Raw genomic sequence first — 12,531 nt, forward strand, 5'->3', positions numbered from 1 at the left:
TACATCATGTGACCGCTTCGATAGCCTTTGAAACTCAAGCGATCTTTCATTCGGCCGCTTGGGTCCAAACGCCACATGGTATATTTTGCATCAAAATATTTGGTGGCGCCATCGTAATAACCCGATTGAACCATGGTATGCAAATATGGATTCTGGGCCATCGCTTGCCTCAGGTTTTCTCCTGTTCTATTGTTGGAACTATCCCATGGACGGACTGGACCAAACATATTGTATTTCATGTCCGTTTCAAACTTGAGCACATTTTTATAATAGTAATTAATGGCCGGCGTAAATGAATGAAGCCATGAAGTTAGTTCAGAATTGAAATCCGGACTATCACCCGCCTTGGTTTTGTCTATTCCTTTGTAGCGAGAATCCAACCGACCCACTGTGTATCCTTCTTCACGGAGGAGCTCTTTCCAAAAAAATGATGAAGGTACATCCAGGTTATAAGATAAAATTGATTCTTCAGAAATTCCAGAATATCGCGCCATTTTTCGGGCAGCTTCTTGCCGTTCTTTTTCATCAACGAAGCCTCCTTTTGCAATAACAGCCATTAGCTCGTTCACAGCATAATCTTCTGCATCATCCAACACATCTAGCAAATCTCTTCGTTGTAAATCTTTAGGTAATTTATTGTGATACCATGCAGCGGCAGTAAAGTATGGCACGCGAAGCGCGGCGCCAACGGGCCCGGCACGACGACCGCTACCTGAGTCAATGCCCAACTCAGTAGGTGAAACCAATATGACACCATTGAGATACATCCACTGGCGACCTTGCAGTGCGTAGGCCAACCCTGAAACGCGAGTGGTGCCATAGCTTTCGCCAATGAGATATTTTGGAGATTCCCACCGATTTACGCGCTGAATAAAGGTATTAATCCATTCCGCCAAATATTTAATATCCGCATTGACGCCAAAAAATGTTTCTTTCTTTACTTCTTTATCCACGATTCGGGAATAACCCGTATTCACCGGGTTTACATAAACAATGTCCGCCACATCTAAAATAGAATAGGGATTGCTTTTCACACCATAGGGCTGGATGGGAAAACCTTCATCATCCACATTCAAAATCATGGGGCCCGTATAGGCCAAGTGCATCCAGACCGAACCAGATCCAGGGCCACCATTGAACGAAATCATGATAGGACGAGTGTTCTTTTTCTTAATGTCAGTCCTTTCATAATATGTATAATGAACCGCCGCAATGGGCTTGCCATCTTCATTCCAAACAGGTTGAGTTCCTGTTGTGGCTTTATATTCAATTCGCTTATTCTTAATCGTGGTTTTATGGTTTGTTACCACTGTGGTGTCTGCTGGCAGAGATCGGCTTTGAGCCAAAATGGCTCCAAAAAACAAAGTATAGAAAAACAGGCTTCTTTTTAACATAAACACCTCATGAATTAATTTAAATTATTTCCGAAATTTCTTCAAATGATTTTTTGGTAATTTCCGGGACTTCTGCATCATCGGCAGGATAGCCCACCGGAATTAATAAAAATGCTTTTTCATTCGCGGGTCGATTCAGTATCTCGCTTAAAAAATTCATGGGACTTGGAGTGTGGGTTAATGTTGCCAGCCCCGCATTATGAAAGGCTGCTAAAAGAAATCCAGAGGCAATCCCTACCGATTCACTCACATAATAATTTTTTCGCTGGCTCCCGTCATCCTCTACATCATAAATCTGCCTAAATACTACAATTAGGTAGGGCGCCATTTCTAAAAAGGGTTTATGCCAATTAGTGCCAAATTGGTTCAAATCTTCTAGCCATTCTTTGGTGGCGCGGTGTCTGTAGAATTCTTTTTCTTCTTTTTCCGCCGCTTCGCGGATCTTTGTTTTTACATTGGCATCTTGTACAATAACAAATTGCCATGGTTGTTTATTGGCACCAGATGGGGCGGTGGCGGCCGTCTTTATACAATTTTCAATTATCTCAATGGGAACCGCTCTGTCAGAAAATTCCCGTACGGTTCGCCGTTTGGCTATATCATCCAAGAAGGATTTGGACCTGGACAACATGTCTTCAGTTGAAAATTCTTTAAAGTCTAGTTTTTTGAATCCCATGGCAATTGCCTAAATTAACCTCCGATTATGGAAAAAGAATTTAAATCAACCGTGAAAATGAATCGTCTTTTAGTTTTCCTGATTCCAATTTTTTCTTTGGCAATAAGTGCATGCCCAAAAGACGAACCGCTTGGAAAAGGAGAAACACCATTAATATTAATATCCATGGATGGGTTTCGGTGGGATTATTTTGATAAAACTAACACACCCAACTTTGATGCATTAATAAAAAATGGTGTCGAAGCACAGGCTCTAATTCCTTCCTTCCCCAGCAAAACATTCCCAAACCATATTACTATTGTTACCGGTCGTTATCCTGAAAATCATGGCATTATTGCCAATTCTATGTATGATCCGGTCTTTGATGAAAAATATTTTATTGGACAAGGAAGCAAAGCCGTTTTAGATGGGAAATGGTATGAAGCGGAGCCCCTTTGGGTTACAGCAGAAAAACAAGATAAAATAACAATGACCATGTTTTGGCCCGCTTCTGAGGCTGAGATAATGGGCGTTCGTCCCACAGAATATTTTGTCTATGACGGCGCCATCAACCACAATTCCCGAATTGACCAAATCTTAAAATGGTTGGATTATGCCCCATCCAAACGGCCGCAATTCATATCAACCTATTTCAGTTTGATGGATGATGTTGGCCATGGGTACGGTCCTGATTCTGATGAAGTGAAATCCGGGATTGAAGAAATGGATAAAACAATTGGCCGGTTGATTAACGGACTCAAATCCCGCAATATGTTCGATGACGTAAATATCATGCTTGTCTCCGATCACGGCATGGCATCTACCTCCTCAGACTCTATGATCTTTCTGGATGATTATATTAATATGGATAATGTTACAATGGTAGACTGGACGCCTGTTACCGCAATTTTGCCAAAAATTCATGTGGATTCCATTTATTCAAAACTGAAGAACGCCCACCCCAAAATGCGTGTATATAAAAAAGGTGCTGCACCGGAACGACTTCATTATAATAACCATCGGCGAATTCAACCCATTACGGCTGTTGCTGACGAACATTGGTCTATTTCAACCCGAGTCTCTTTTAATAAAGATAACAATGATGATAGATATGAAGGCGCTACTCACGGGTTTGACCCTATTTACAAATCTATGGGTGGAATCTTTGTGGGGTATGGTCCTGCCTTTAAGTCCGGTCTAAAAGGTCCCGGCGTAACCAATATTCACCTCTACGAAATGATGTGTAATATTCTTGAATTGGTTCCTGCAAAAAATGATGGACACCTAGATTCAACGGCAGTTTTTCTTTCAAACTAATTTTACTTCCCACATTCACTCTCAATTACCTATAATTCCCGAACTCATAACGTAGGTAAAAGGTTAATATGGACGTAAAATTTGTTTGGCTCATTGCATTTGTAGGGCTCTATTGGGCTTATTGTCTCTTTTGGGGATTTAAGGGCGCACGTGCTGCAAAAACTTCAACAGACTATTTTCTAGCCGGACGCTCAATTAGTGTCTGGGTATTTGTATTGGCCGCAACGGCTACCAGCTTTAGTGGCTGGACCTTCGTGGGTCATCCCGGAAAAATATTTACAGATGGATTACCTTATGCCTTTGCTTCTTTTTATGCCCTAACAATACCATTGACCGGTGTCCTTTTTTTAAGACGACAATGGGTTTTGGGGAAAGCTTACCGCTATATTACTCCTGGCGAAATGTACAGCGATTATTATGGCGGTAATGCCATGCGGCTTCTGACCGTCTTGGTGGCTTTTTTATTCAGCGTTCCTTATTTAGGTGTCCAACTCCGAGCATCCGGTACTTTGTTCAATGTGCTTTCTGATGGATTGGTTAGTGTTAATTTTGGTATGTTTGCACTCACCACAGTCGTTGTGATTTATGTGGCTTCCGGAGGATTAAAATCCGTTGCTTACGTGGATTGTGCTCAAGCCATTTTACTTGCCGTAGGGATTGCTATTCTGGGCGGCATCGCAATTTCTTATGCCGGCGGATGGGGTGGCTTTACTAGCGGGTTGGCTGATCTTATCCAAAAAGATATTTCCTCAGGACAAAACCTTACACCCGAGGGTTATTCAATGAAAGTTGCTATACCAGGGAGTATTCAAATGGTATCTGCGGGATCAAAAGCTTCCGGCGGCGCATGGACAGGAATCATGTGCATGACTTACATGTTTGCCCTTATGGGCATTCAATCTTCCCCTGCTTTTTCTATGTGGGCCTTTTCTAATAAAACACCACAGGCATTTCGCTGGCAACAAGTTGTTGCTTCATCTATTGTGGTAGGAATCCTGTTGTTTACATTCACGATTTTCCAGGGAATGGGAGGACATGTCCTCGTGGCGAATGGCTCCCTGACAAATATCACTGATAAGAACCTCGTCCCTGAATTAATCAATTTACTTTCCGATACGGCACCATGGCTGGTGGGCTTACTGGCTGTCTGCGCTCTGGCGGCTATGCAAAGTACCGGTTCTGCTTACATGTCCACCTTCAGCGCTATGGTCACAAGAGATATCTATGCAAAATACATTTCTCCCGACGCCACAGATCAAACACAAAAAACGACTGGTCGAATCTTTGTCGTCTTGGTGGCAGGCGCCGCTCTGATCGTAGCAGCAAATTCCAGTCAAGCGATTGTTATGCTGGGCGGTTTAGCCGTTGCTTATGGTTTCCAAATGTATCCAGCACTGATTGGCCTTTGTTATTATAAGGGCTTCACTACCAAAGGTGTTGTTACTGGTTTAATTATCGGCCTGATAGCTGTTACACTCACAGATAAAACTTCTGCTTGGTTTGGCGTGCCATGGGGAGCATATCCATTGACGATCCATAGTGCAGGCTGGGGCATTTTCTTTAACCTATTAACAACATTTTTAGTGTCTCATTTTTCCGGTGAATCAAATGCGGCAAAAATGGTAAAAGCAAAAAAACACCAACTACTTCAATCCGTTACGGGCATGACACCGAAAAGAAAAAAGAAGATTAAATTGGCTTGGGGATTAACTCTTGTGTGGTTTCTCGTTGGATTTGGCCCTTTTGCCACCATCGGAAATAATTTTTTTTCTGATCCCAACTCGCCCGCATTGTGGGCCCCATTTGGGTTACCTTCTTTATGGGTCTGGCAAATTATGTTTTTATTCTATGGTATATTTGTAATGTGGTTTTTGGCTTTCCATATGGGAATGTCAGATCCTATTGATCCTGAAAAAGTTGAAAAACTATCAAAAGAACTCAACTGAAATAATTATATAAAAAGGGGCTATTTTGAGACCATTTGAAATTATTTTTATTATTCTATTGGGATGGGGAACTGTTCAAGTTTTTTCTGCCCCTAATAAAAGGAAACAATCTAATCTATTATTAAAAATTATTCTGGCTGTTTTCCTTATTCATTTCTTTTTGGAAAAACCCCATTGGCAAATGTATCCTGCCTACGGCCTTTTCATTGCACTCGCTTTTTTGCAGCAAAAAGCCGTTCTGACCATTTTTAAAGTTTGTTTAGCTATTTGGTTTCCCATCTCCGTTTTTTTACCCATTGCGGGACCAGTCATAATGCTCCCGACATTAACGGGCTCTTATTCCATTGGATCCACATCCCATCATTGGATAGATCAAAACCGATTGGAATGGTTTACGGGTGAAGATCCTAGTGACAAAAGACAAATCATGGTTCAATTATGGTATCCTGGTCAAAAGGTAAAAAAAACTAAACGCACACCTTATATAGACCGAATGGATCTTCGGGCAGAAACAATGGGTAGCGCCGGCGGCTTCCCCGGTTTTTTAGTTAATCACCTGCCCCTAACTAAAACCAACGCCTATTTGAATCTGGATGCAAATTCAATCCCGGCGCCCTTTCCAATTATCATTATTTCTCACGGCATTACGGGTATGCGACAAATCCATACTTCACTTGCGGAAAAACTCGCCAGCCATGGCTACGCAGTCATTGCGATGGATCATAGCTACGATGCAAATATTACTATATTCCCTGATGGCCGTGTGGCTGACTATCGTTCTGAAATTACGGGACATCCTGATAGCGTTATCATCCGCCGTAAACAAATAAATACTCGGGCGGCGGATATCAGTTTTATTATTGATCAGTTGACGCAAATCCAATCCGGCAAGATTAAACACCCCTTGAATGGGTATTTGGATCTGGGAAAGATTGGCATAACCGGTCATTCGTTTGGCGGTGGCACAAGTATCCTGGCAGCCTATTTGGATAATCGAATTAAAGCGGTCTCTGTTATGGACAGTTGGATGAACCCTGTCCCAAAAAAAGTACTTCAAACTGGCTTGGCTCAACCCTTTTTATATATGGGGCGCCCAAGTTGGAAGGACTCCGACTATCCATCAAATAATTCTTTTGTTGATACAATTATTAAACATAACCGCGGTCCAAGTTATTGGATTACGATCGAAAACACCCGTCATTTGGATTATTCTGATTCTCCACTTTTCTCTCCCTTTGCACAATATTTTCTTGATGTGGGAACTTTAGATAATCAACAATCTGTTTACCTGATTAATCATTTATCTACAGAATTTTTTGACCAATACTTGCGGAATAAACTCAGTCCTATACTGAATAAAAAACAACCTGTCCCTGAATTTATTTTCCACTAAACCTATGTCCCCAAAAAAAGCATTTACGATTACCTGGGTGGGACTGCTTTTAACTGTCCCCTGGTGGTTTTCTAAAGACGGAGATGCTTTTTTTGGACTCCCACCGTGGGCGGCATATGCTGTTATTGGTGCTGTTTTATATTCTTTTCTCTTAGCATTCGTATTACATAAATACTGGCGGACTGATTCCCATGAAAAGTGAAGGGGCACTTCTTGGCTCCGGTGGAATCGCCTTCCTCGGGTTTTATATTTTATCATTAATCCTCATTGGTTATCTAGGACATCGGGCAAAAAAGGAAAATTCTTTATCTGACTTTTACTTAGCAGGGCGGGGCATGGGACTGTCGGTCTTATTTCTAACCTTATATGCCACACAATATAGCGGGAATACGCTGGTGGGATTTTCTGCCCGAGCTTACCGGGAAGGGTATCACGCTCTTGTTCTTATTACTCTTTTATCTGCTGCCATTGGTGCTTTTCTAGTATATGCGCCGAAACTATACCGTCTATCCAAAAAACACCAATTTATTACACCGGGTGACTATATTCATCATCGCTTTAATCATACACCATTAACTCTGTTTGCAGCGGCCCTGTGTCTCATGGCCATGGCTAATTATGTGCTTACCAACCTTAAGGCAATCGGATATATAATTGTTGCAGTGACGGGTGGCGTCATTCCTTTTGCTTTTGGAATTATCGTCATTTCACTTGTCATGGTCATCTATGAAACCTTAGGAGGTATGCGTAGTGTCGCTTGGACGGATGCTCTTCAGGGGACTATTCTTATGGCCGGGGTCATTACCATTTTTATTACCATTCAAATTGAATATGGCGGTTTTCAGTTCATTTATGATCAATTGGCAATATCCGCTCCTCATAAATTTTCCCCACCAACTTCCACCCAAAAGTTGAGTTGGTTTAGCACAGTATGTTTAGGGTTCTTTGGTATTTCCCTTTATCCCCACGCGGTCCAGCGTATCTATGCCGCCAAAAATGAAACAACACTTAAACGTACGATACAAATCATGGCATTTATGCCCTTGATTACTACTTTATTTATGGTTGTGGTCGGCCTTACCGCCCTTGCCCTGTTCCCGGGGCTGGACCGCCAAACCAGTGAAGGCGCTACCCTGTATGTGCTCAAAGATCTAGGAAACCGGGGCGCTATTGGCACTGGGATTATGGTTCTGTTTTTATCGGCCACTATTGCCGCCATCATGTCCACCGTGGATTCAGCGCTCCTATCTATGTCGTCCATTATTACCAAAGATTTTTATGCTCGATTTAAACCTAATAAAAGTCAGGCAGATCTTACCCGTCTTGGGAAAATAATTTCATGGGGAATCATGGCTTTTTCTGTATACCTAGCCATTGTACTTCCCCAAACGATTTGGCGATTGCTTGAGATTAAGCTGGAACTACTAATCCAGATTGCACCGGCATTTTTTCTCGGACTTTATTTTAAAAAATTGCGGGCATCTTCAATTTATACGGGTATGATTGTTGGAACGTTCTTTGCAGTTGGATCCATGGTAGCCAATAAGCTGGGCCTTGCGATCCCAGCAAAACCTTGGGGCATTCATGCCGGCGTATGGGGGCTCATAATAAATGTAGGTACAATATTTTTAATGGAAAAACGTCAGGTATTCAGAAATGAATAAATTAAACGTTACAGGACTCGTCCACCTCCTGATTGTCTATGTTGTTTGGGGAAGTACCTATCTTGGAATCCGCGTGGCGGTGCAAGAAGGATCAGGTTTCCCACCTATGATCATGTCTGCCACTCGCGTTTTTGCCGGTAGTTTGATTCTTATTGCATTGGCGCGGTTCATTCAAAAACAATCCATGCGCTTAAACAAAGAAGAATGGATTGTTCTATCTCTTTCTGGTTTAGCTCTTTGGTGGGGTGGCAACGGATTAGTTGCCATCGCAGAAACATCCGTCCCGTCAGGATACGCCGCCTTAATCATTTCATGCACACCAATCTGGGTAGCAATTATAGAATCTATTTTGGATAAAAAGCGGCCTTCAGTTTTTCTTGCTTTTTCATTATTAATTGGTGTTGCCGGGATTGCTGTCCTCAACTGGACCGCAATCAGAACAGGAAATTTAGGGGATCTTCGTGGCGCGCTTTTATTGATTATTGCGGGGTTAAGTTGGGGCGCTGGATCCATTTACCAAAAAAGGAAAAAGATTAATACCACACCGGAGATCAGTTCGGCAGTACAACAATTTACCGGTGGGATTGCACTCTTGATCACATCTTTTATTATATCTGAGCCAACAATGAATCCCGTCTCATCAGCGTGGTGGGCGTGGGGATACTTGATCATTTTCGGTTCTGTGATTGCATTTACGTCCTTTGTAAAAGCCCTTAAACTGCTGCCACCCAATATTGTATTTACCTATGCTTATGTTAACCCCGTTGTTGCCGTAATTCTCGGATTTTTTATTTTAGGAGAACCGATCACTCCGTGGACTTTAGGGGGTGCAAGCCTAGTCCTCGTTGGCGTGCTGGGTGTATTCAAAGAACAAAAGAAAAATATTCCTTAACCTGATTAAATTCCGGGACAACAAAAATAGATTTTTTGAGTCTATATAAAAAACAATTCCAATTATTAACTAAAGCCACATTCTAATTATGAAAAGATTGCCCCTTTTAATTCTTGCCCTTTTTACCATTTTAACCGCCCAAAGCACTTGGATGTTTTCTGACCGTGTCCATCCTGAACTCAAATGGCAAACCATTTCCACCAAACATTTTAACATCCACTATCACCAAGGAATTGAAGATATTGCCAAGGAGGGCGCCATTATTGCTGAACATGTTCGTCCCACGTTACTGGCGCAAATGGATCTGGATACCATTCCACGGATTGATATTATTTTCACCACTGAAGATGAAATCATGAACGGTTTTGCCATGTGGATGTACAACACATTCATCTGGGTGGACCAAAACGATGCTGCCATTTGGCTGGAAAAAGGAAAGTGGCTCGAGCAGGTTCTTTCCCACGAACTCCAGCATATTGTTCTATTGCATAAAACAAAATCTTGGTTTCCAGATCCTTTGGGTCGTTTAATATCGGGACTGCCGGGGTGGGTTGTTGAAGGCACCGCCGAATATGAGACTGAAAGTTGGCGCCCCTATCGCGCTGACCTTTCACATAAAAAACACATCCTTCAAAATAAAATGAGTTCGATGGATCCTCACCATGACGGGTTTTCAAAAATGCTGTATTGGGCAGATCGGTTTGGGGATTCCACCATTACAAAAACGTTGGCCTATCGAAATGGATTAAAAACATTTTCATTTGGTGAGGGGTTTAAAAAAGCCACCGGAATCACGGTTAGTCAATTCAATGAGGATTGGCGCAGGCATATGAACACCTATTATTATGGTTATCGCTCACAAAAAGAATCTTATAAAGAAATGGGAGAAGTTTTTACCCTTCCAATTAAGAAAATGCAGTCCTTTTCATTTTATGAAGACAGTACCAAAATTGCTTTGCTTGGATTGTTTGATAAAGCACAGCAAGATGTTTCTCTCATTATCGCCAATCAGGATACAGCCAAAGAACGAAAACGATTTGAAAAATGGGAAAAGGGCATGGAGAAGCTGAAGAAAAAAGAAAAGAAAACTAAAAAGGATTCGCTCGCTTTAGAAAAGCCCTATAAAGGAAAAATGCTTTGGAAAAAAGAAGAGGTAGATTTTGGACAGTTTCATCAATCCCTATCTTGGTCTCCCAAGGGGGAGAATCTAGCTTATTCTAAATATCACTTTGGGAAAAACCAATCTTTAGTTTATGATATTAAAGTATACAATACAGAAGAAAAAAAGCACCGATGGTTAACCAAATCCCAACGGGCCTCTTACCCTGTGTGGCTGGATTCCAACACCATTGCCTATGTTGCCCACCATAATAATGTATCCAATATTTATACTTTAGACATAGCCAGCGAAGAACCAAAACCACTTACCAATTTTACCGATAATACGCAGATTACATTTTTATCTGTTTCGCCGGATCAGAGTTTGATCGCATTTGCCATGAGCCCTAAAAACGCAAATATGGATATTTATACGTTGAGTGTTAAATCAGGTGATCTGAAGCAAATTACAACTGAGCCTATGGCGGACATTGGCCCCGTGTGGCATCCAGATGGAACAGCAATTTCTTATACGTCCAATGCTAATGGTGTACCGAATATCCATACTATAAACTTGAGCACCGGACGCACAACGGTAAATACAGATGCAGGCGATGGGATTTGGACCCAGCAGTGGATGCCTAATGATTCCCTCATTTTGGCTTCCTCGCTTGGTGATGTGGATTCCGTCCGATTGGTTAAGGTGAATCCTTTTAGGAAGCCCTACACAAAGCCGCTCTCACTTAGAGAAAACTATACGTCTTGGCTAAAGGCCGGGCCCGATGTGTCTTTCGTTAATGAAAAAACTGACTCACTGCCGGAAATTTCAGATCCTCAAAAATATAAATTCACAAAACACATGCGGCCTTTTATCAAATTGCTAATACCATCACCGTCTCCTTTTGGGATGTTTTCTTGGACAGATGCACTGGGACGAAATATATTCACAACAGTTGGTTTTTTAAATCCAACCGATATAAATACAAGTGGATTTTTATTCGATTATACCACAGCAAACTTTGGACCCTTATGGTCCATTTCTATTTCAAAAAACATTGAGGGCACTTTCCGGCGATATAACCAGTCAAACATGATCGACTTAAAAGATGGCCTTTCATTCTCAATGACCCATCCTATGAATTTTGGTAAATCGCTATCATCAACACATAATATATCTTTAAGGACTACTTTTTTTAACCATCGCGTTACCGTGGGAAATAAAACCGATAAAAAAACAGGTGAGCTAATTCCACTGGATACAAGTAAATACGTAGACCTTCCAATTCCGGAACAAGGGAAAGAAGGTTTGATTTCATTGCGTTATGTTTGGTCAAACAAACGCCCACATAAGTGGAACTTTCTTCATCCAACACAAGGTTACGGTGTCTTGGCCCAAGTGGATTATGCCAACAAAAATGTTTTCGGTAGTTTCAGTTACACCCGTTTTAAAACTGATATGTATGCCAATCTTCCCGTTGGAAAAACAGCTCTGTTTTTCAGGATAAAAACAATGATGTATTCCGGAAAACCACCAGCGCAGGATTTTCTTGGACTTACGGATGATGAACCAATCTATATCAGTGGAATTGGTCCCAGTGAATTTTTGCCTGAAAACCACAATCCGCGAGGTTGGTCGGGTAATCGCTTAGGTGATAAACTCATTTATGGATCTTTAGAATATCGCGTTCCAATTGCACCAAAAATTGCATCATTTAATCTTATTTCTGATTTTGGAAATGCTTGGTCTTCAGATATAGATAAAGAAGCAATGGTTGTAACAGGTGGATATGAATTACGGATTACTTTAGGACCATTTGTTCTGTCTGGTGGTGAAGCACAAACAATTGATGACTGGAAAAATGATAAAAAACCTCTTCGTTATTATCGCCTCGCGTTGACCAATCCGTTTTAAATAATAATATTTCAGTTTTAGACAAATTGCCGCTTTCGCGACACTGTGAATTCGCCGTAATCTTGTCGGTCTAAACTGTGTAAATAATGCTTTCTTTCCTCATACCAAAGGCCAGCCAGCAAACCCTTTTAAGTGACATCACGCTCATCTAAAATCACTACAATCGTCGGCGCCCAGTGGGGTGACGAAGGCAAGGGAAAAATCACCGATTTCTTTGCCGGCGAATCCGACTACGTGGTCCGTTTTCACGGCGGCAACAA

The 12,531-nt window shown here is 41.6% G+C and carries 10 protein-coding genes; 8 read left to right on the forward strand and 2 right to left on the reverse strand.

Annotated elements, in window-relative coordinates; translation table 11 throughout:
• Together HN459_02070 and HN459_02075 are read right to left on the reverse strand one after the other, a co-directional pair.
• A partial coding sequence (locus HN459_02070; GenBank protein ID MBT3478226.1) for a carboxypeptidase occupies positions 1-1,394 on the reverse strand: 1,394 nt, incomplete at its 3' end.
• 19 nt (positions 1,395-1,413) lie between these two features.
• Positions 1,414-2,070 (reverse strand): nitroreductase family protein, encoded by a 657-nt coding sequence (locus HN459_02075; GenBank protein ID MBT3478227.1) that lies wholly within the window; start codon positions 2,068-2,070, stop codon positions 1,414-1,416.
• A gap of 27 nt (positions 2,071-2,097) precedes the next feature.
• Here HN459_02075 and HN459_02080 point away from each other — a divergent pair, with 27 nt between their 5' ends.
• From HN459_02080 to HN459_02115, 8 genes are all read left to right on the forward strand, one after another.
• On the forward strand, positions 2,098-3,366 hold the full coding sequence (locus HN459_02080) for an alkaline phosphatase family protein (GenBank protein ID MBT3478228.1): 1,269 nt from the start codon (positions 2,098-2,100) through the stop codon (positions 3,364-3,366).
• 68 nt (positions 3,367-3,434) lie between these two features.
• Positions 3,435-5,312: a sodium:solute symporter family protein gene (locus HN459_02085; protein ID MBT3478229.1), complete on the forward strand. Its 1,878-nt coding sequence runs from the start codon at positions 3,435-3,437 to the stop codon at positions 5,310-5,312.
• A 25-nt stretch (positions 5,313-5,337) separates the two neighbouring features.
• On the forward strand, positions 5,338-6,705 hold the full coding sequence (locus HN459_02090) for a hypothetical protein (GenBank protein MBT3478230.1): 1,368 nt from the start codon (positions 5,338-5,340) through the stop codon (positions 6,703-6,705).
• Positions 6,706-6,709: 4 nt separating this feature from the next.
• The gene (locus HN459_02095; GenBank protein ID MBT3478231.1) at positions 6,710-6,907 is read left to right on the forward strand and encodes a hypothetical protein; all 198 of its coding nucleotides are present in this window, start codon (positions 6,710-6,712) and stop codon (positions 6,905-6,907) included.
• Positions 6,897-8,369: a sodium:solute symporter family protein gene (locus tag HN459_02100; GenBank protein ID MBT3478232.1), complete on the forward strand. Its 1,473-nt coding sequence runs from the start codon at positions 6,897-6,899 to the stop codon at positions 8,367-8,369. The genes HN459_02095 and HN459_02100 overlap by 11 nt, the downstream gene beginning before the upstream one ends.
• Positions 8,362-9,261, forward strand: coding sequence for an EamA family transporter (locus tag HN459_02105; protein MBT3478233.1), 900 nt, complete (start codon positions 8,362-8,364; stop codon positions 9,259-9,261). Before HN459_02100 ends, HN459_02105 begins: the two co-directional genes overlap by 8 nt.
• Positions 9,262-9,349: 88 nt before the next feature.
• Positions 9,350-12,271 (forward strand): BamA/TamA family outer membrane protein, encoded by a 2,922-nt coding sequence (locus HN459_02110; GenBank protein MBT3478234.1) that lies wholly within the window; start codon positions 9,350-9,352, stop codon positions 12,269-12,271.
• Between the two features lie 153 nt (positions 12,272-12,424).
• On the forward strand, positions 12,425-12,531 hold a 107-nt coding region (locus HN459_02115), incomplete at its 3' end, for a hypothetical protein (protein ID MBT3478235.1).

The organism is Candidatus Neomarinimicrobiota bacterium, assembly GCA_018647265.1.
Lineage (GTDB): Bacteria > Fidelibacterota > Marinisomatia > Marinisomatales > TCS55 > TCS55.

Coding starts and splice junctions, on each gene's coding strand:
- HN459_02110 (MBT3478234.1), top strand. CDS start 9,350: ATGAAAAGATTGCCCCTTTTAATTCTTGCCCTTTTTACCATTTTAACC.
- HN459_02080 (MBT3478228.1), top strand. CDS start 2,098: ATGGAAAAAGAATTTAAATCAACCGTGAAAATGAATCGTCTTTTAGTT.
- HN459_02085 (MBT3478229.1), top strand. CDS start 3,435: ATGGACGTAAAATTTGTTTGGCTCATTGCATTTGTAGGGCTCTATTGG.
- HN459_02105 (MBT3478233.1), top strand. CDS start 8,362: ATGAATAAATTAAACGTTACAGGACTCGTCCACCTCCTGATTGTCTAT.
- HN459_02100 (MBT3478232.1), top strand. CDS start 6,897: ATGAAAAGTGAAGGGGCACTTCTTGGCTCCGGTGGAATCGCCTTCCTC.
- HN459_02075 (MBT3478227.1), bottom strand. CDS start 2,070: ATGGGATTCAAAAAACTAGACTTTAAAGAATTTTCAACTGAAGACATG.
- HN459_02095 (MBT3478231.1), top strand. CDS start 6,710: ATGTCCCCAAAAAAAGCATTTACGATTACCTGGGTGGGACTGCTTTTA.